This is a genomic window from Pontibacter toksunensis (assembly GCF_042686245.1).
GTDB classification, from domain to species: Bacteria; Bacteroidota; Bacteroidia; order Cytophagales; family Hymenobacteraceae; genus Pontibacter; species Pontibacter toksunensis.
The window spans coordinates 24,132-43,833 of the sequence record NZ_JBHUOX010000025.1; the positions used below are offsets into that span (position 1 = coordinate 24,132).

Genomic DNA, 19,702 nt, shown 5'->3' on the forward strand with positions numbered 1-19,702 from the left:
ACCGGGCTCAGGAATATGGACATGTATTGCGATCAACCCAATCCTCAAATCAAAGAACATGAGAAACAGCATGAGAAGACATTTCACCCGCGCCTGGCTGGTATGCCTGCTGCTTTTCTTTGCGGCAGGTGTTCGCCAGCGGGCACAGGCACAGGACCCTATCACCGAGGTGATAAAGGCTGGCGTCAAGAAGGCGATTGTGGCCGTGGACCTGAAGATACAGCGCCTGCAGAACGAGACCATCTGGCTTCAGAACGCCCAGAAGGTGCTAGAGAACAAGCTCTCCGAGCTCCGGCTCACCGAGATTGCCGACTGGACCGAGCGGCAGCGGCAGCTGTACGCCGGCTACTACGAGGAGCTTTGGAAGGTGAAGGCCGCCATTGCCTATTACGGGCAGGTGCGGGACATCATCCGGCAGCAGGCGGCCCTGGTGGCCGAGTACAAAAGAGCCTACGCCCTCTTCCGGGATGACAGCAACTTCTCAGCTGGGGAGCTGGACTACATGCAACAGGTGTACACCGGCATTCTGGGGGAAAGCGTGAAGGACCTGGATCAGGTGCTGCTGGCGGTAAACTCCTTTGCCACGCAGATGAGCGACGGAGAGCGCCTGGCACTCATCCACCGGGTGGCGGAAAGCATCGGCCGGCACTACAGTGATTTGCGAGAGTTCAACGAGCAGGGCATCCGGCTCAGCCTGCAGCGGGCCAGGGAGGAAAACGACCTGCAGCGGGTAAGGCAATTGTACGGGCTTCAATAATTAACACCATCTAAGCATTTATCATGAAAGCAAGCATCAGAATAATATTCCTGCTCAGCATGTTTATGCTGAGTACTATTCCACTTAGGGCGCAGACATTTGACGAGTGGTTTCGGCAGAAGAATACCCAGAGAAAGTACCTGGTGCAGCAGGTCGCAGCCTTACAGGCGTACGCCGGTGTCCTGCGCGAGGGGTACAGCATCGCCCGCCAGGGAATCAGCACCGTGGAGCACATCAAAAATGGCGACCTCGGCCTGCACCAGGCTTTCTTTGGCTCCTTCCGTCTCATCAACCCTGCCATCGGCGGCTCCGCACGCGTAGCCGATATCCTCCGCTACCAGGTGGCCATCGCCCGGGAACTCGGGAAGGCCCTGCCCGCCCTCCGCCAAAGCGGGCAGCTAAAGGAAAATGAGCTGAAGCACCTGGAAAAAGTGAAGGCAAGGGTGCTCGCCTCCTGCGCCCGCGATCTGGAGGAGCTCTGGCTGGTGCTGACGGAGAATGAGTGGGAGATGAGAGACGCAGGGCGACTGCAGCGGTTAGAAGAACTCTACGAAAGCACGCTGGATACTTTCCGCTTTACCCAGGCCTGTTTGAAAGAAGCGCAGGTGCTGGCTCTCTGGCGGGCACGGGAGCAGCAGGAGCTTGAAAACGCCCGCTCCCTCTATGGTTTACCTTGATAGCCAATGCAATCAATTCTCTCCTAACGCAACATATAATGAAATCAGCTTTTTATATCCTCTCCTTTCTCCTCCTGCCCACTCTCCTCCTGAACCCGAACTTAGCGAAGGCCCAGTCCGAAGAGGCGCAGCAACTGCTGCTCAACGTCGAGAAGCTCGCCCAGCTAAAAAGCATCCTCTCGGACATGAAAGCGGGCTACGACATCATCCACGAAGGCTACGGCACGGTTAAGGCGCTTTCGGAAGGGAGCTTCAGCCTGCACGACACTTTTCTCAGGAGCCTTCTGGAGGTGAGCCCCACCGTGAGAAAATATAAACGAGTGGCCGACATCATCGACTCCCAGCGCCGTATCGTCTCCGAGTACACGGGTGCCTACGCCCGCTTCCGGCAGGGCGGCAACTTCACCCTGGCGGAGCTGGAGTACCTGGGCAGCGTCTACGGCAGCCTTTCGCGCCAGAGCCTGCGGCACCTGGACGAACTCACGCTCATCCTCACAGCCGGGGAGCTGCGCATGAGTGACGAGGAGCGGCTTTCCGCCATTGACCGCATCTTCGCCGATACAAATGACAAGCTTTATTTTTTGAGGCACTTCAACAGGCAGGCGAGCCTGCTAGCCCTGCAGCGGGCCAGGGAGCGAAATGACGTGAAGGATATACAGGAACTGTTCCAAATCAACCCTTAACCGGCTTCATAACACAAGATGAAAAGCTTCACAAGCACATGATGAAAAAGTTTCAGACACTCTCATTTCTCTTTGGCCTGGTCACTCTGCTCCTGCCACTCGATGTGCAGGCGCAGACTACTGCTACTGACATGCATGGGCTGCACCAGGTGCTGGCCGGGCTCTACGAGGAGATGCTGCCGCTTTGCGAGCGGCTCATCGGCGTGGGCCGTGGGCTGGCAGGATTTGCCGCCCTGTGGTACATCGCCTCCCGCGTCTGGCGCCATCTGGCCAACGCTGAGCCGGTGGACTTCTACCCCCTGCTCCGCCCCTTCGCCCTGGGCCTTGCTGTGCTGCTCTTCCCCTCGGTGCTGGCCCTCCTGAACGGGGTGCTCCAGCCAACGGTAACGGCCACCGGCGCCATGGTCGAGGACTCTGACAAAGCGATTGCCGTGCTGATCCAACAGAAAGAGGAGGCTATCCAAGGCTCGGACGACTGGCAGTTGTACGCGGGGGTGGACGGCAACGGCGATAGGGACAAGTGGTATAAATACACCCACCCGGACGACCCGCTCGGTGAGGGGGAGAGCATCGTGGAGAGCATCGGGAATGACATGAAATTCGCCATGGCCAAGGCCTCCTACTCCTTCCGCAACTCCATCAAGCAGTGGATGTCGGAGGTGCTGCAGGTACTCTTCCAGACAGCCGCCCTCTGCATCAACACTATCCGCACTTTTTACCTTATCGTGCTGGCGGTGCTCGGCCCGCTCGTGTTCGGCTTCGCTGTTTTTGACGGCTTTCAGCACACGCTCACCGTCTGGTTTGCCCGCTACGTCAACGTGTTCCTGTGGCTGCCGGTGGCCAATATCTTTGGCGGCATCATAGGAAAGATCCAGGAGAACATGCTCCGGCTCGACATCGGGCAGGTGGAAAGCAGCGGCGAGACCTTCTTCAGCGCCACCGACTCTGCCTACCTCATCTTCCTGCTCATCGGCATCGTGGGCTACTTTACCGTGCCCAACGTGGCAAACTACATCGTGCACGCCGGCGGAGGTAATGCGCTCCTTTTTAAAGTAACGAACCTGCTAAGCACCACCAACCGCACCGCCCTGACAGCAGGAAGCACAGGGGCTGGCTATGCGGCCTCTGCCCTGGGAGCCGGTGCCAGCCAACTTACCCACAGCATCACCGGCTTCAGCGGGGGGACTGGTCACGATAGCGGCAACGGGCAGAGAAACACCTCACCGGAGAGCTACCAGCACGGGCGCCTTTCCGGCAAGAACTGACACAGCAAAAAAACTACCACACCGACACTCGTTTTATTATGTTCAGACAGCTCCAGCATATTGACAGCGCCTTCCGGCACATCCGCGCCTTCAGCCTCTTCTTCCTTGTGGCCTGCACCGTTGTCTCCTCCCTTGCCCTCTACCACAGCTACCGGCAGGTGCAGGCGGCACAGGAGCGCATCTATATCCTGGCGGGCGGCAAGGCGCTGGCGGCACTCTCTGCAGGGAGGAGGGAGAACATCCCGGTGGAGGCCCGCGACCATGTGCGCACCTTCCATGAGCACTTCTTCACCCTGGACCCGGATGAGAAAGTCATCGAGGCCAACATCGGCAGGGCCCTTTACCTGGCCGACGGCTCAGCCAGGCGGGCCTATGACAACCTGCGGGAGAGCGGCTACTACTCTGGCCTCATCTCCGCCAACGTCAGCCAGGAAATCACGGTGGACAGCGTGCAGGTGGATACCGACCGCTACCCCTACCCTTTCCGCTGCTATGCGCGCCAGAGGCTCATCCGCGCCTCCTCGGTGGTGACGCGCAGCCTTATCACGGAGGGATTTTTGCGCAGCGTCTCCCGCTCGGACAACAACCCGCACGGCTTTCTGATGGAGCGGTGGGTGACCATAGAAAACAGGGACCTCTCCTCCAAAAGCCGCTGATGATGCTGCTGTTCCCTGACAGAAACGGAAAGCAGCGGGAGCGGCAAGCGAATCCTGCCACAGACAAAAAAGCATTTGCTATAGCAAAGGCGATTGTCAAAGGACAGGAAAAGACTGCTGGTTGGCTCAACCGGAGGTTCAGCGCGCTGCCCCATTACGCCCGGGTAATTAGCCTGCTGCTCTTCTGCCTCGTGCTCGGCGGGGCCAGCGGCTGGATACTAGCAAAATCCGCTCTGCCTGGGCCGGAAAAATCAACCCCGGTTGCTCCCCTGACCTTACCACTGAAAGGACACCGGAAACAGTTGCAGCTTCTACCCGACAGCCTGGCGCACCCGGACCAACACGATTATCTACCATCCTTAAAATAACCCCATCATGAAAATATATTCCGAAGCTTTCCTTCGCAGGCGCAGATTCCTGCTCGTCCTCCCCCTGCTCGTACTGCCCTTCCTGACGATGGCCTTCTGGTCCCTGGGCGGCGGTGAGGGCACAGCGGCCAGGACACCGCAGGCAGTCAGAGGCCTCAACCTCCAGCTCCCGGAGCCGCAGCTCAAAAAGGAGATAGAAAACAGCAAGCTGGGCCTCTACCAGCAGGCCCGTCGCGAACTGCGGAAACAGCGGGATACCGGCGGCAAGAACTTCCTGAACCAGCTGGGCCTGGAGCACGGGGAAAAAGAAAACACAGGAGATGAGCTGGATGATTTTGAAACAGGTCCGAACGCTGTGGCTCCGGAAAAAACTGTCCCAGGACTCGCCATAACACAGCAGGACCCGAATGAGGAGAAAATAAACGAGCGCCTCGCCCAGCTCTCGCAACTCGTCAGCCAGGAAAACCCCGTGCCTGCAGCAAAGCCAAAGGCTAAAACAACAGGCACCTCTGTAGGCAAAAGCGGTGATACCCGCTTCAGCCAGGATGTGGCAAGGCTGGAGACAATGATGCGCAGCATAGGCGGAGAGAACGGCGGCGGCGCGGCAGACCCGGAGATGCAGCAACTGGAGGGCATGCTGGAGAAGATACTCGACATCCAGCACCCGGAGCGGGTAAAGGAAAGGCTACGAGATGAGCCCCCGGAAGACCGGCAACAGGCTTTTACATTGCAGGCCGCAACCGACGGACCTCCTATTACCCTACTGCACCAAGAACCTTTCCTGCCTGGTTCCGAAGCAGCGTTTACGGCCGATACGCTTTCCAGCGCTATTGCTCCCCTGAGCCAGGTTCGGAATGCATTCTACAGCCTCCACTTCATGAACGGCCAAAGCTTGAACCAACATGCTTTGGAGCAGCAGGGCAACACCATAGAGGCAGCCGTGCATGAGACACAGACGCTGACGGCAGGGGCCACGGTGAGGCTGCGCCTGCTCCAGGAGGTGTCCCTCGGCGGCAGAATGCTGCCGGAGGGAAGCCTGCTGTACGGCACCTGCCAGGTAAGGGGCGAGCGGCTGGCCATTGAAGTGAAGTCCATCCGCCACGGCAATGCCCTTCTCCCCGTCTCGCTCTCGGCCTATGACCTGGACGGGATGGAAGGGCTTAACATACCCGGTGCCGCGGCCCGGCAGGGCGCCGGCCGCGCCATCAGCCAAAGCCTGCAGCTCCCCTCGCTTTCCCCTTCCCTAGGTGCCCAGGCAGTGGGTGCTGGCATCGATGCGGCCAGGGGGCTGCTGAGCAAAGGGGCAAGGCAGGTAAAAGTGACGGTGAAGGCGGGTCACCGCCTCCTGTTCCGTGACCAGAAGGCACAACTCTAAACCAATTTTCTATAACCAACGCAAACACCATGAACAGAACCACCATCAACGCCCTGCTGTGCTTTCTGCTATGCCAGCTCACAGCCTACGCGCAGGAGCAGCAACAGAAACTGGGGCTGGCCTTCCACAAAACCACCAGCCTTGTTTTCCCCTACACTATCCAAAGCGTGGACCGCGGCAGCGGGGAAATACTGGCCCAGGCACCGCCCCAGGCTGGGAACGTGCTCCAGGTGAAAGCGGCCCGTCCCGGATTCCGGGAGACGAACCTCACCGTCATCACCGCCGACGGCAAACTCTACAGCTTCTCTGTCATTTATAATGAGAACCCGGCTACTACACTGCTGCGGCTGGAGGCTGCGCAGGCCACGTCCGTGCTTTTCACGGGCGCTGCCTTAAACCAAAGGCAACTGGAAATTACCGCGTCTCAACTGGCGGAGGACGAGCGGTTCCACTACGGCGTCAAAGACAAAGCGGGTGCGGCGAAGGCCACGCTGGAGGGCATCTACATCCGGGGGAGCACCCTTTTCTACCGGGTCGTGCTCCTAAACCCATCCCCTGTTGCCTATGACTTGGACTTTACCCGCTTCACCCTGCGGGGCAGGAAGCAGGCAAAGCGCACCGCTACCCAGGAAGAGGAGCTCTTACCGCTTTACACTTATGTTCAGGAAGACAAAACAGTAGAAGCCGGCGACAGGAAGGTGCTGGTCTTCGCCCTGGAGAAACACAGTTTGAACCACCACAAGGAGCTGGTACTAGACCTGTTTGAGAAAAACGGCGGCAGGCATCTCAAGCTAAGGCTTCGCGCCAGGGATATCCTCCAGGCATGCCCGCTCCTCCTATCAGATGAAGCTCATTTTAAACAGAATATTAACCTCTAAATCAAATCGCCATGAATGAAAAGAACCTGGATTACCTGAAAGAAGGCCTCAAGTACATGGGCTTCGGCACCAGCCTGAACGGAGAACTGGAAAAGCACTTGCAAGGCCAGCAGCCGGAGTTCCGGCTCGGCCTGCAGATACCACACCACAACAGCAGGATGGACTACACGCTGCACTTCCGCAGGTCAGACCAGAGCGACATGTACTTTTTCAACAAGTACGACGCCACACTCAAGCCAGACGACTCCGCCAGGGAAGTTTCGCAGACCTTCTACATCAACAAGAACAGCGGCATCACGGCCAAGGAAGCCTACAACCTCCTGAACGGCCGGTCTGTGCACAAGGAGCTGGTCAACGCCGAAAACCAGCCCTACAAGGCATGGCTGCAACTGGACCCACAGGCAAAGGACCAGCAGGGAAACCATAAAGTGAAGCAGTTCCACGAGAACTACGGCTTTGACCTGGAGAAGACACTCCAAAAGTTTCATATCAATGAGCTGCAGGACCCGCAGCAAAAAGAGCGGCTGCTGCGTTCCCTCGAGCGAGGGAACCAGCAACTGGTCACGGCGAAGGAAGAGGGCTACGAGGTCAAAAGGTATATCGAGGCCAGCCCGCAGTTCAAAACCATCAACGTCTACAATGAGCAGCGGCACCTGGCTAAGCGCGAGACAATCCAGAAACAGGATAAAGAGGTAAGGCAGGCGCATCAGGTACCGCAAAAAGGCACGAGGCAGGACCTGGCGGCACAGGATCAGCCTGAAGAGAAGCGGTCCCAGAGGAAAGGCCTGGCCATATAGGCATTCTGCTACTGCCCCTGGTGGTGTGCAGCCTGAACGCATCTGCTAACGCTCCTATTAGCACAACGCCCGAAGCCCCGGTTTCCCTTGAGTGGAGGCCGGGGCTTTCTCTTAGGCACTTCTATTCTCCAGTCCCCTTTAATCAAAGCTGAGTAATGTCTCCCCTCAAGATATAATTAACATCGTCATTCCCCTCAGCCACTCCCATGCAAAAGTGCGGGGGCAATTCATTCAGGCGCAAAGGAAGCCTTGCGTGCCGGACACAGGGACAAGGTAAGGTAGTACGGAAAAAATGAGTGTACTCTCAGGAGAAGCCTCCGCATTTTTGCCATCTCCACCTCCTAAGTAAATTTTAAGGTCAAACAGAGCAGGTGGAAACAACAGTTGTCTTTATGACAACAAAGCTTTACCTTTGTCGTAAACTTATTACCCCATGCACATCATCAGCTACAAGACCATCAGGGAGTACTATGAAAAGCATGCAGCCGCTAAATCCTATCTGACAGCATGGTTCAAGACGACAAAGAAGGCCGAGTGGGGAAGCGTAAACGACATGCGGCTCGACTTTCCTAGCGCCGAGCTGGTTGTAGATGGTAAAGCCGTCTTCAACATCAAGGCCAATGATTACAGGCTAGTGGCTTTGGTGGGATTTAAAACGAAGCGAGTGTTTGTGCTGTGGATCGGCACACATGCCGAGTACGATAAGATCAAGATAAAAGACCTCTGAGAGGAAAATCATTTATTACCAGTATCACCTAAGTCACCTCAACCATGGACATTAGATTAATTCATAACGAAGTCGACTACCAAGCCGCACTGCAAAGGATACGGAAGCTGTGGGAGGCGGAGCCAAGCACCCCGGAGGCGGATGAGCTGGAGATTCTAGCCATGCTCGTCAACAAGTACGAGGAGGAGCACTATCCCATAGATGAGCCAGATCCGATTGAGTACATCAAGATCCGAATGGAGGAACTGGGGCTGAAGCAGGAGGACCTGGTTCCTTACATGGGCAATAAGGGGAACGTGTCCAAAGTACTTAGCCGAAAGCGCTCCCTTTCCCTGGAGATGATCCGGAACCTGCACCGGGGACTGCGCTTCCCGCTGGAGGTGCTAATTGCAGAGCCTAATTTAAACAGCAAAACCACCGGATAGCAGGTGGTTTTGCTGTTTAAGCTTCTACTTCAAATTACATCTTTCTTTTAAAGACCCTCTGCTTAATACATGTGTAGTTATGGGTGAAACGCCATCTATTGCCTGGAATTAAGTTAGGGAGTTTTGATACTTTTGCAAGGGAAGATTAATATTATACCAATCATTAGAGTCCTTACCTCTTGCTAAGACTTACGAACTGCCTCAGGTGGTGTGAGTTTACTTGTACACTGTCAGACCATTCTCAGCAGAAGCACCTCACCTACCACTCCCCTACAGCCACTACTATGCAAAAGTGCGGGGGCAATTCATTCGGGCGCAAAGGTAGCCTTGCGTGCCGGACACGGGACAAGGTAGTCCTTGAAAAATGGGTATCCCAAAGGGAGCCCTCCGCATTTTTCTAGGCTCCACCTATGCCCTAAGTCCGTCCCGAAGACAGGTGAAGCACCATAATCAATTCCTCACATTAAAAGCCAAAGATTATGGAAAAGCTTATCAGAAACTCCTCCTTCTCCAAAGTGGCAGAAATCAAGCTCTCTTACCGCGCCAAAGTTAAACCCTCCCAAAGACCACAGGTCACCTCTTCCACCGACAGCTACAACATACTGAAGGAAAGTTGGGACACAGGCAAGATAGAGTTTGTGGAACAGTTCAAGGTCATGCTCCTTAACAGGGCAAATAAAGTACTGGGTATCTATGAGCTATCGACAGGGGGAGTCGCCGGCACAGTGGCGGATCCAAAGCTCATCTTCGTGGCGGCCCTGAAAGCCTGCGCCTCCTCCATCGTCCTCTGCCACAACCACCCCTCCGGCAACCTCAAGCCAAGCGCGGCAGACCTGCAGCTGACAAAGAAGATGAAGCAGGGCGGAGAACTGCTCGACATCGCGGTCCTGGACCATATCATTATCACCAGCGAGAGTTACTACTCCATGGCAGACGAAGGGCTCTTGTAGCCCTTTGTCTTATTCATTCAATATACTATTTACAAGCCAACTTTCCAGAAGAAAGCAACATGCGGAGTTGTTTACCTTTGGCTAATTAGTCTGAAAAGGGTAAAAGATGATCAGTGTTTCAATTGCGTTTGCACTGCAAAAAGTGTATTGGAGTCTTACTGAAGCCATTTTTTGTGGACCTACTAGCTATGGGAAAGGTAACATTGCGATAGCTGGTGGCGCTTTGGATGCCTGGTACAGAACAATGAAGAGTATTTGCCCCTGCTTCGTACCTCTCCGCAATTAAATACAGAAGATAGTATTGATAATCAACTTGATGTAATTCTATAACACTTTCTGTATTGGAAAGTAATATCATTAACTCTTTCAACGCATTTTAAACAGCCGCCGCTTTAGAATTGGAAGGCGCTAAAAGATTTTTTCTTTTATTCCTTATATATCTGAATTTACGCTCCATACCACAATAGATTCCTATTAATCCCAAAATAGATAAAGCAAAAATGGACATATAATGAAAGAGAATTGCATTAGAAGGGTATTCAGTGATGTAATTAAGGAGAATAATTGAGGTTACTAGCGCTATTACACCCCAAAAGAGATCACTTCTATCCAAATCAGTTCTTTCTTCATTTGGTCTGTATGCTTTCGAAATTTTCTTTTTCATAATGCTCCCAAATTTTTTATATTCCGGAGCATCCTTGCTAACAACATCGCCGAATAATTTAAGTATCTCCAGATCCAGCTTAATCTTATTCCTGTGCTTTGTAACCGTGAATTGGTATGCTCCCAGAATAACGGCGAAGACAGTTGAGATAAAAGGAATCAAAATTTTTTTTAAATCTTTGTCGAATACTAATGGGGCATCCATATTAGATGTGTGTATAGTTTAGGAATTATTTTTATTTAAAAAGGAATAACTGCAGCAAATGAATCAATTCTCATTCTTTCAAATTGCTGTTATTTTCTGCATTTGATGTTGCCTTTCTAATAGAAAAGCATCTAAAATCCTCACATTAAATTAATCTAAAAAACTTAAAGCGCGCTCAGCGTAACAGGCCCCACTATACCGTCTGCAGCATCGGCTCCAAAAGAGGATCTCTGAAATGCCAGCACCGCGTTCATCGTTCGAGGGCCTAATTTATCATCCACAATTCCTTCATAAAAACGCTTGGTTTTCAGCCTTTGCTGCAACAACCTAACCTCTTCCCCCACAGAGCCGTAGCGCAGGCGGTAGTCTGAGGCAGCAAAAGTACCTGCAGCGGCCCGGTAATAATCTTGGCCTGTCAGAAGCACATAGGGAAAGTAATCCTGTGTTTGCGCATAGGCATTGCGAACGAAGCTGGCCCAGGGACCACTGTCCGGAGAACTTCCCCGACTTGCACATTTCGGATACCCCACGACGACCTGGCAGCCAGCGCTGGCAAAATCTGGGTGGTTCACGCCCATGCTCCAGGCAGCGTGTAAGTTATCGAATGGGTTGTTGAATTCCATACGGTCATCGGCTTCATATACTTCATCATCCAGGGTCCGGAGAACATAACGCGCTTCCATCTGGCGGAAGGCCCGGTGCCTGGTGGGCGGGGAACTAAGGTTGTGATCTCCCTTACGATAATCCGCATAATAGCCTGTCAGCATTTGGTTAGCGCCTGCCCCACCCCGTGTCAGAGCTTTTCGGATGTACTTCAGGTGCGGAACAGTACTTCCCGGGAAAACAGCTAACAGCCCCTGCGCAGGCAGCCACTGCACCAGGGTACACCGGGGGTGCTGGTGGTCGGTAGAACTTAGCATTAGGTCATGGGTTGTAGCAAATGCCTGATTTTCTGGGAATACCGGAAGCGAGCCCCGTATGCCTAAAAAAATCATTAGCTCCTGCGCTACAGGGAACCGGTTGCGCCGACACAGGTTGGCCAGCAGGGTGTGTGAAATCTGAAAATGTGACATCGGAATAAGGTTAATATGAAGAACAGCACCAGAACTAACATCACACGTTAAACGAGTGCAAAATCGCTCTCGGAAAAATTCCTATTAGTATCTTCATCATCCGGTTGTCCTACAATATCATTGGGTTTTGGCAACAGAAAATATTCTATAATTTCACCGTACATGTTCTTGCAGTTCCAATAGTCGCTGTGGGTAAAGCTAAGTAAGTTAGCGGGAAAGGCGCAGTTGACATTTGTTACGCCCTGGTAATAATCCAAGGATCCGCTAATGTAGTCTTTCCTGTCCCAGTAGTTACGCCAGTTCACCTCTTCAAACAGCCGGCGCTCGCAAGGCTTTATCTCAAGTTCATTAGGTTTGTCTTCCAGCCAATTTCGTTGCTTAAACCCATGGAAATTACGGATTAACTGGCGCCGGACATACTCCTCCCTGGTCACCTGCTCCTTGAAGAAGAAGGCAATCTTATCGAGCGGGCTGCCAAAGGTAACCAGGCCAATTAGGCGCTCAGAAACCGGAGTTTCTGCCGGATCAAAGCTGCAGGCCCCATTACCTTGGTAGCCTGAAATCTCGCATTGATTCACTAAATGGTTGAGCCTATTGATGGCGTCAAAGGCTACCTGACTCCCCAGGGAGTGCCCGGCCACCAATACCTGCCCATACGTGAATTTTAATTTGTCATCATCAGTTTTCTTTGCTTCGAGCAGATACTTGAGCGCTTGTACGGCACCATCGAGAATGCAATTTCGGATTTTGAAGAACCTGGACTTGGCATCGGTGGTGTTGTAGATAGTAACATCGTTTAAAAGATTAGCCATTTTATCAACCCTGTCTTCTGTGCCGCCTTGAAACAGCATGGATAACAAGGAACCAACTATTGGAATAGCGGTTAGCAACTTTGAAAACCCTTTCCGCAGCAAATCGAAAAGCAGAAACACTTGGGGCACAAAACTTATACAAAGCCAGTAAGTAAAAGGATTGAACTTGCCGTTCTTTATAAAAAGGCTGCTGTCCTGGTGACGCTCGGCAAACTCTTTCTTTTCGTGATAAAATTTACGGGCACCCCGTGTTACATTGTTCAGCCATTTGTTTGTGTCGCGGAGTGTGGCCTGATCCTCGGTTTGGTTTGCCCAGTAATATTCGTATATATCCAGCGGGGCCTTCCCGCCGTTTACGTCTTCGAGGCGCAGGAAATTATCGAACCAGGGCACTTGACTGTCCGAGGCCAATTTCTTGGCCAGGTGGTGCTCCGCCCGCAGGTTGTAGCCCGCTTTCCCGAAAGTTTCGAGCAAGCCCCTGCTAAAAACATCCAGTGTTTCGAGTGGGTTCTGGTGCCCCACCCCATGTACAATCAAAATGGCGGTTGGTTTTGTTACCCACCTGCCACCAAACGATTCAACTACATTGTCGTAGCTTTTGAGGAAAACCTGCGCGTTATTTCTCATGACAGGATGATTAGATTTAAAAGACAAAATACTGTACAATTTAAAGACAAACTGGCTTAGATAAAATACTGAAAATTCAGTATTTTTTAGTATTAAAATAGCCGCTAAACGCTACAGAAATATAAGAATCTACTTTACTGGAGTTGCTACATTTGATCGGAGCCTTTTGATAGGCAGATTAAAGTAAGTTGATAATTTTGACTAATATGGATAGACATATAGTCGACGTTTCCTTCAAGCGTGTAAGTACCCCTTTCCTCGGACAGTGTAAATGAGACTTTTCTCAATCTTTATTACCACCACTATGAAGTGGTAATGTGTTAAACTGGCTGGGCAGGCCTTGTGCCATGGGAGGAGTTCTCCATATTTCCACTTCTACTCCTCAGCGGCCACTCGCTCAGGGTCAGGATGCCCAGCGCCTCGTGCGGCCTCCTAGTGTTGTACTCCTCCACCCACTGCTCCGTAAGCTCCCTGACCTCCTCCAGTTCGAGGAACAGGTAAGCATCGAGCACCTCCCTGCGGTAGCTGCCGTTAAAGCGCTCAATGAAGCCATTCTGCATTGGCTTGCCGGGCTGTATGTAATGCATACTGATTTCCTTCTCCGCGCACCAACTGGTAAAATAAGCGCTGGTGAACTCCGGCCCGTTGTCCACCCGGATGGCTGCCGGCTTGCCGCGCCAGTCGACGAGCTGCTCCAGCGTCCGGATGACCCTTTTGGAGGAAATGGAGGTTGCCACCTCTATGGCCAGCGCTTCCCGGTTGCAGTCGTCTATCACGTTCAGAGTCCTGAACCTGTTTCCTGAGGCCAGGCTGTCTGACATGAAGTCCATGCTCCAGCTGCTGTTGAGCTCCGCCTGCTGAGCCAGCGGCTGCTTCACCCGAGCCGGTAGCCTTCTCTTGCCCCTGCTTTTTTTATTGAGCTTGAGCAACTTGTAGACCCGGTACACCCGCTTGAGGTTCCAGGCCTTGCTGGCTCTCTTCGGGTAGGCCAGCAGTTTCCAGAAACCGTAAGTGGGGTGGGCGGCGGCCAGTCCCTGCAGCGCCTCTATCACCTCGGAGTCGTCTCTGCGGCTCCTGTAGTAGAACTGGGAGCGGGCCAGCCCGTGAGTCGGCAGGCCATGGCAACATTTAGGCCGTAGTCCGAAATGATCTCCTCGGTCAGCTGCCTTTGCTGCCAGGGCCCCAGCCTTTTTTTGTGATGACCTCCTTCAGGATCTCATGGCTGATGCTCAGGTCGGCGAACATCTTTTTGAGCCGGGAGTTCTCCTCCTCCAGCTCCTTGAGGCGCTTCACCTCCGAGGCCTCCATGCCCCCGTACTGGCTCTTCCACCGGTATAAGGTGGCCCGGCTTACATTCAGCTCCCGGCAAATGTCCTCTGCCTTCCGGCCACCCTCGTGCTCTTTGAGAGCTTTGTTGATCTGGCTCTCGGTGAATTGTGTCTTCTTCATCTTTGCAGTTTAAATGTATGACCTTTTTGTCTTAATTTAAACTATCTCTTTTTTAGAGGTACTTACAAAAACAGGTTGCTGGGGCAGGTGCCGATGAAGGTTCCACGATCTCAAAATCCCCCGTTTTATGGGATGATCGCTACGTCCTACTCCCCCGGTGACTTGTCCTTAAGATAAGTTGGTTCAGTTGCTGCGGCCCCGCCATTCTACAGTGTTGCGGGACAGCAAGCTATGGTTGCAGTCGGTTTGCAAACCAAAATTAAACCACAGCAAACCGAGAGTGGGTTCGCATCTATAAGCTGCTGCAGATGGATATTGCAGAAAACATCAATATTTCCTTAGGAAACAGCTGACACAGCTGAGAAACTTAGTTTTGCTGTTTTATTGGAAGCAAACCTGCTGCAAATGCAAACGGTTGCAAATCAAATAAAACCAGCCATTCATCGCGCCGCTAGCAGGCAGAGCCACCAACTGGTGACCTTCTTATTAGTATTCTGGAGTTCTCCAGAAAAGCGGCTGAATTAACCCCATCTTAGATGGGTTAGTTTAAAAATTGTCAACTTATTTCAGAATCAAGCACATTCGAAATAATGAAAAATCAGTATTGATTGCCTGTTTAAATAAATCTACTTTACTCCCTAATACAACATTATCATATAACCCTTTATCAAGCTCCTAATCTATAAAGAAGAGCATGAGATTGTGCTGAGATATAAAGTTTCTTGCAATAATTCGGTTTTTGATGAGTGTTGAAAGTTCATTGCTTACAAGAAAATTAAAATTTAATATTCATGGCAGAAGTGTTGAAAACGAGAATCATAGTAACAAAAACTCCTGGTCCAGTTGGTATAATTGTCGAGACTACTCCTTTTAAACTAGTGTCATACCAAGGCAAATGGATAGGTGAAGAAAACGTGATATATAGAGACCTCATTGTAGATGTACTTATAGCAATAAGGGGACAACAAAGACAGCCTTATGCTATGGTTATGATCATCAATGGTGTTGAGCAGGAAATAAATGGTTGTTTAGAACATAACGGAGTTAATGAAGTCAGAAGGCAATATCCAATAAATAAATTTGTACGATTTAATTCCCTGACATGAAGAGGGTCCTTACTATTGTCTTATGCTTCTGGGCTATATCAGCTGCAAATGCCCAATATATATTCGAGACTGCTGGAGAGAAAAGTGGAATCATAACTGCGGACACTAGTAGTGGTTATATTTTGGGTTATGAATTCTCAAGCTCAGAAGCCTTGTTTAATTATGAGCGCAGCATTATGCAGTCAGGAGGTTTTTATAAGCTAAAAGATTCATCTCTAATAAAGATAGAGCCAAGCCTAGATCCCGCAACGCTCAGAGTAGACGATATAGTAGACACCATTGTAGTAGCTTCTTACAAAACTTCTAATTATAGAGTTGCTATACCAATAGCAGAGAACACTAGAGCGTTATTCAGTAGTGGAGAGTTTAACCCTGGCCTTGAGCTGGTATATGAGAATGTGTGGAGTCCTAATGCCCTTGCCACAAACATCGCCTATCACTTTATAAGATTCAGCTACGAGATTAAAGAAAACAGCTTCGGTAGTGTTGATACAAACGACTCCATAAAAATTAGTCAAAAAGTATCTCATACAGTTGGAATTACTCCTGGTATAAATTGGGTCATAGCAACAGCAGATAAAACAGACAATCTGATTATTGCCTTATCATTGCCTGTGGAATACAATGTAAATCCTGTTGCCAATTTATCAACAAAAGACTTTATTACTGATTACACCGTTACCACTAATGGAGTAATACAGAAGTCACGAAAAGCTTATAGCGGTACACAAGAGAACTTTATATCATTAACTCCAAAATTAGATTTTGCTTATACTCCCCTCCTTATTCGTAATGATGCAGATGATGAAATTGGGCCCAGATTAGGATTTATAGGTTCATTAGCTAGTATTTACAATACAGAAAATTCTGATTTCCGCTATAACTTTTCCATAGGTCCCTCCTTACACCCTAAGTGGTCATCCTCCTCTGTTCTTGCAACCATTCAAGCAGAACTCATTGACTTTACTGATGTGTCTGGAGATAAGGGTTTTGAAGATATTTTCGCAGTTAAATTCTTTGTCGGAATACCTTTATCATTTCAAGATCAGTGATTGTTTTATTTAATTACTAGCTGATTTATCGGCAGATCGAGCCGTTGAAAATAAAAGGAAATTAAGTCTTTTTACAATTAAGTTATATATTCCATAATTATTTCTTCATTCAGATAAATTTATCTCTAGATAGAAGATTTAAGTCACTTCATACTTAGTATATGTAAATAAAAGATCCATGTTTGCTTAAGAATGGGCACTAAAAATAAATTTATATGAAAGATAATAATTGGAATAGCTTAGAAAAGGCAAAGTTTATTGTGTCAGTATTATCAACTATTATCACCTTAACATTGACAATAGGCCTTTTCTACTATGGAAACAAAGTGGAAAATGCCAAATGGAGAAATCAAACTCTTATAACCAAAAAGCTAGAGTTGTATGAATCAATGATGCCAAAGTTTAATGCAATTCTATGCTATATGAATCATTTTGGCACTTTTAAAGAGCATTCTCCAAAACAAATAATTGACTTCAAAAGAGAGCTAAACTTAGAGTTTTATACAAACAAAGACTTTTTTTCAAAAGAGTTCCAAAATGAATACCTTAAATTTATTGATACATTATGTTTTAAACCATATAGTGGGCAATGGGACTCAAAGATTAAGAAGCAAATGATATACTCTAAAGCTGGGTATGAGGAAATTCATGGTGCCAATACTTGGCAGAGTAGTTGGAATGATATGTTTTCTAATAATCCATCGGATAAAGTAGAGATATCTGCTTCATATTATAGAATGATGGATTACTTTATGAATGACATGGGATTTAAAGAATAGATAAAATATGCAATATAAGCCTACCAGATTTCAGGAAAGTCTAAATAAGCAGCTTGTATTAGTCTTGATAGTCTTTGATGTTTTGAGAAACGCCAACATGGAATTGCAACAGTTAACTGGAGACTTTTTCTTAGGCAGCCATACTTTGTTGGTTTGACCATTCTTCATACTGGCAAGGGGTTAGGTAGCTAAGTGCTGAATGTCTCCTTTTAGGTTTTAGAAACTCTCGATGTATTCAAACACAGCCAGCCGGGCCTGCTGCCTGGTGGCAAACCTGTGGTGGTAAACCATTTAAGTCTTCATCGTTTCAAAGAAGCCCTCGGCTACCGCATTATCGAGAGCAGTTACCCTTGCGGCTCATGCTTTGCACCACCGGCACTCCTTCCAGACGCTCGCGGAAGGCACTGCAGGCGTACGGCACGCCCCCTTTCAGAGTGAAACAAAAGGGAGTGGAACAGGGGCCTATTTATCACCGCCATTTGTCAGGCCGCCACACTGGTCGCTTCCGCCTCCATGGTCTCACTCAGCGCCCAGGAATCCGTATACCGCCCGTCTCCCCTGGAGAAGGTCAATAGCCTTATAACCGTCTCAACCGAATGTTTTATGTCTATCATATAAATTCACTCTTTGACTCTCTGAAAACATTTTTTAGGCCCCAATTAGGAATAAATTAGGAATAAGAGTTATAATGGAAATGAATAGACTATACTACTGTTTCACGTTTTAGCTCTATTAGCTTAAAAGAAAGCTAAAAAAGATGTCAATATTATAGAACTTCTTTATATTTAGTATGGAGCATTCTATGCTTGAAGAGTATAAAGCTCACGTAATACCTTAAAGCTGCTCAGTGTACGGACCAAACAATTTACGCACATATGGATAATAAACTTAGCTATATCTTACATTCTACTTTTGGTTATTGTTTTGTATTATTGAGGAAATTTGTGTTTCAATTTGAACTATAAGGAATATATAGAAAAAAGAATTGAGAATTTAAAAGCAAGTAATTTAGCTTTTAAAAGACTATCTCTATTGCTATTCGTTATTGGTTTTTTCTTAATTTTCCTTCCTTTTTTCAATTGGATTCCAAGTGACTTGTCTAATAAATATGCACAATATGGATTTGGCTTTATAAATATGTTGATTCCTTTTTTTTTAGAAGGGCTAATTTCAAAAAGAAAATCACAGATCCTTGACCTAGAGCTAATCAAAGGCCATTTATCAGATGCGACTATAGAAGAAAATATAATAAAAAAAATATTAGAAAGACTTTAGAAAATGAGTTTAAAAGAAAAAAATATTGATAACCTTCTATATGAGCTTACCAAAAGAGAGAAAGGGTTCAGGAACAGAACTATTATAAGTATTATTATTCTTTTTTTAGCTGGAGCCATATGGCTTTTCTGGACTAATCGTCAAGTTGAAAGGTTAAGATCTGAACTACAGTATTTACAGAATCAAATTGATTCCAAGGAAAAACAAATCGATTTTTTAGAAGAAACTCTTCACGAAGCACAGAATTTTAACTTAAGTAAAGTTGAGTTAAATCCAATGACTATCAAATATTTATCCTATAATCCTGAATTAGGTCTTGCAGGTAATTTATTCAGAGACATAAAACAGCTTCAGTACCAAAACACAGAATTTAATCTAAACGGCAAGACTCCTGAAGAAGGGTTTAACTCACCTTCAATGATTTCTTATATTCTAAAGGAGAATAGGTATATTGAGGATATTGCCCTTAACTCGTCGCAATTAATTAATTATCTTCCTATTTCAAAAGATGAACTTCAGAGTGGGGACATAATAATTTATAAATCAGGCTACTCTATGCTATATATTAAGTATTCTGATCCGTTTGATAATAATGTTGTTAAAGACTTTTCTATAGGAATGACTCCTTTTGGCATATTAGAACTGAAACCTGACTTTGCTGATAAGTCAACGATTCTTCGTCCTATAAATAAGCCCGGCATGTAAAACAGGTTTATTAAAAAAACATTAAGTATGAGTTATTCAAAGGTGTCTGTCATCAATAGGGCTTTTGATATTATTCTTTATCATACTTCTTAAGAAGAAGACATGTATACGAATATATTGTTAAGAACTTCGAGGAAATGAAAAGGAACAATACTCTGCCCTTCACAGGAACATCTTAATAGTACTCCAGTGAACTCTCAATAACCTTCAAGATGCTTCCCTGATTTTCTACGGGCTAATAGGACCTCACCATTCCTTTCAATTATTCCTGCCGGTACTTCTATCATGATGTAATATATTTTGTCTAGCATAACTACTTATATGCTTTCTTAGGGGAGATAAGTAGAACAGCATGATCTAATATAGGCATATACTATCTATTCAATTGCTTGACTTTT

At 48.4% G+C, this 19,702-nt stretch carries 22 protein-coding genes and 1 pseudogene; 17 read left to right on the forward strand and 6 right to left on the reverse strand.

The genetic code is table 11. The features are described from left to right. The first annotated feature begins 70 nt into the window (after positions 1-70). Genes ACFS7Z_RS22660 through ACFS7Z_RS22670 form a run of 3 tightly spaced genes read left to right on the forward strand, consistent with a single transcriptional unit; the run spans position 71 to position 2,117 of the window. Entirely contained in the window at positions 71-757 is a 687-nt protein-coding gene (locus ACFS7Z_RS22660; protein ID WP_377490014.1) for a conjugal transfer protein TraI, read from the forward strand. 23 nt (positions 758-780) lie between these two features. Continuing rightward, positions 781-1,434 carry a hypothetical protein gene (locus tag ACFS7Z_RS22665; RefSeq protein ID WP_377490017.1) on the forward strand — a complete coding sequence of 218 codons (654 nt, stop codon included), beginning with the start codon at positions 781-783 and terminating at the stop codon, positions 1,432-1,434. Further along, entirely contained in the window at positions 1,431-2,117 is a 687-nt protein-coding gene (locus tag ACFS7Z_RS22670) for a TerB family tellurite resistance protein (RefSeq protein ID WP_377490020.1), read from the forward strand. Before ACFS7Z_RS22665 ends, ACFS7Z_RS22670 begins: the two co-directional genes overlap by 4 nt. 62 nt (positions 2,118-2,179) lie before the next feature. On the opposite strand, the gene ACFS7Z_RS22675 is transcribed toward ACFS7Z_RS22670, so the two are convergent. Then, positions 2,180-2,383 carry a hypothetical protein gene (locus ACFS7Z_RS22675; RefSeq protein WP_377490169.1) on the reverse strand — a complete coding sequence of 68 codons (204 nt, stop codon included), beginning with the start codon at positions 2,381-2,383 and terminating at the stop codon, positions 2,180-2,182. Here ACFS7Z_RS22675 and traJ point away from each other — a divergent pair. The 9 genes from traJ to ACFS7Z_RS22720 all read left to right on the forward strand — a co-directional run bounded on the left by traJ (position 2,291) and on the right by ACFS7Z_RS22720 (position 9,558). After that, entirely contained in the window at positions 2,291-3,382 is a 1,092-nt protein-coding gene (traJ, locus tag ACFS7Z_RS22680) for a conjugative transposon protein TraJ (RefSeq protein WP_377490160.1), read from the forward strand. The two genes, ACFS7Z_RS22675 and traJ, sit on opposite strands and share 93 nt — an antisense overlap. Positions 3,383-3,420: 38 nt before the next feature. Next, positions 3,421-4,038 (forward strand): conjugative transposon protein TraK, encoded by a 618-nt coding sequence (traK, locus tag ACFS7Z_RS22685; RefSeq protein WP_377490023.1) that lies wholly within the window; start codon positions 3,421-3,423, stop codon positions 4,036-4,038. Then, positions 4,038-4,406, forward strand: a complete 369-nt coding sequence (locus tag ACFS7Z_RS22690; protein WP_377490026.1) for a hypothetical protein — start codon at positions 4,038-4,040, stop codon at positions 4,404-4,406. Before traK ends, ACFS7Z_RS22690 begins: the two co-directional genes overlap by 1 nt. Before the next feature lie 7 nt (positions 4,407-4,413). Beyond that, complete coding sequence (traM, locus tag ACFS7Z_RS22695; protein WP_377490029.1) at positions 4,414-5,781, forward strand: conjugative transposon protein TraM; 1,368 nt, start codon at positions 4,414-4,416, stop codon at positions 5,779-5,781. Positions 5,782-5,810: 29 nt separating this feature from the next. Further along, positions 5,811-6,659 carry a conjugative transposon protein TraN gene (gene traN, locus ACFS7Z_RS22700; protein WP_377490032.1) on the forward strand — a complete coding sequence of 283 codons (849 nt, stop codon included), beginning with the start codon at positions 5,811-5,813 and terminating at the stop codon, positions 6,657-6,659. Between the two features lie 11 nt (positions 6,660-6,670). Then, the gene (locus ACFS7Z_RS22705) at positions 6,671-7,456 is read left to right on the forward strand and encodes a hypothetical protein (RefSeq protein ID WP_377490035.1); all 786 of its coding nucleotides are present in this window, start codon (positions 6,671-6,673) and stop codon (positions 7,454-7,456) included. A gap of 433 nt (positions 7,457-7,889) precedes the next feature. Beyond that, positions 7,890-8,183 (forward strand): type II toxin-antitoxin system HigB family toxin, encoded by a 294-nt coding sequence (locus tag ACFS7Z_RS22710; RefSeq protein ID WP_377490038.1) that lies wholly within the window; start codon positions 7,890-7,892, stop codon positions 8,181-8,183. Positions 8,184-8,227: 44 nt separating this feature from the next. Then, positions 8,228-8,608, forward strand: a complete 381-nt coding sequence (locus ACFS7Z_RS22715) for a helix-turn-helix domain-containing protein (protein ID WP_377490041.1) — start codon at positions 8,228-8,230, stop codon at positions 8,606-8,608. Positions 8,609-9,087: 479 nt separating this feature from the next. After that, on the forward strand, positions 9,088-9,558 hold the full coding sequence (locus ACFS7Z_RS22720) for a JAB domain-containing protein (RefSeq protein ID WP_377490044.1): 471 nt from the start codon (positions 9,088-9,090) through the stop codon (positions 9,556-9,558). Between the two features lie 376 nt (positions 9,559-9,934). On the opposite strand, the gene ACFS7Z_RS22725 is transcribed toward ACFS7Z_RS22720, so the two are convergent. The 4 genes and pseudogenes from ACFS7Z_RS22725 to ACFS7Z_RS22740 form a co-directional block, all read right to left on the reverse strand. After that, a complete protein-coding gene (locus ACFS7Z_RS22725; RefSeq protein ID WP_377490047.1) occupies positions 9,935-10,426 on the reverse strand; it encodes a hypothetical protein in 492 nt (163 codons plus the stop codon). A gap of 164 nt (positions 10,427-10,590) precedes the next feature. Further along, positions 10,591-11,499, reverse strand: a complete 909-nt coding sequence (locus ACFS7Z_RS22730; protein WP_377490050.1) for a peptidoglycan-binding domain-containing protein — start codon at positions 11,497-11,499, stop codon at positions 10,591-10,593. Positions 11,500-11,546: 47 nt separating this feature from the next. After that, positions 11,547-12,938: a hypothetical protein gene (locus tag ACFS7Z_RS22735; protein WP_377490053.1), complete on the reverse strand. Its 1,392-nt coding sequence runs from the start codon at positions 12,936-12,938 to the stop codon at positions 11,547-11,549. Between the two features lie 320 nt (positions 12,939-13,258). Continuing rightward, positions 13,259-14,387: pseudogene (locus tag ACFS7Z_RS22740) on the reverse strand (IS3 family transposase). 791 nt (positions 14,388-15,178) lie between these two features. Between ACFS7Z_RS22740 and ACFS7Z_RS22745 the strand changes: the two are divergent. From ACFS7Z_RS22745 to ACFS7Z_RS22755, 3 genes are all read left to right on the forward strand, one after another. Next, on the forward strand, positions 15,179-15,493 hold the full coding sequence (locus tag ACFS7Z_RS22745) for a hypothetical protein (RefSeq protein ID WP_377490056.1): 315 nt from the start codon (positions 15,179-15,181) through the stop codon (positions 15,491-15,493). Then, positions 15,490-16,545, forward strand: a complete 1,056-nt coding sequence (locus ACFS7Z_RS22750) for a hypothetical protein (RefSeq protein WP_377490059.1) — start codon at positions 15,490-15,492, stop codon at positions 16,543-16,545. The genes ACFS7Z_RS22745 and ACFS7Z_RS22750 overlap by 4 nt, the downstream gene beginning before the upstream one ends. Positions 16,546-16,760: 215 nt before the next feature. Continuing rightward, positions 16,761-17,324 carry a hypothetical protein gene (locus ACFS7Z_RS22755; RefSeq protein ID WP_377490062.1) on the forward strand — a complete coding sequence of 188 codons (564 nt, stop codon included), beginning with the start codon at positions 16,761-16,763 and terminating at the stop codon, positions 17,322-17,324. Between the two features lie 216 nt (positions 17,325-17,540). Here ACFS7Z_RS22755 and ACFS7Z_RS22760 read toward each other — a convergent pair whose 3' ends face one another. Beyond that, entirely contained in the window at positions 17,541-17,615 is a 75-nt protein-coding gene (locus ACFS7Z_RS22760) for an IS3 family transposase (protein WP_377490163.1), read from the reverse strand. Between the two features lie 663 nt (positions 17,616-18,278). Here ACFS7Z_RS22760 and ACFS7Z_RS22765 point away from each other — a divergent pair. Then, a complete protein-coding gene (locus tag ACFS7Z_RS22765) occupies positions 18,279-18,599 on the forward strand; it encodes a hypothetical protein (RefSeq protein WP_377490065.1) in 321 nt (106 codons plus the stop codon). A 3-nt stretch (positions 18,600-18,602) separates the two neighbouring features. Further along, the gene (locus ACFS7Z_RS22770; protein WP_377490068.1) at positions 18,603-19,304 is read left to right on the forward strand and encodes a hypothetical protein; all 702 of its coding nucleotides are present in this window, start codon (positions 18,603-18,605) and stop codon (positions 19,302-19,304) included. Positions 19,305-19,702: the final 398 nt, after the last annotated feature.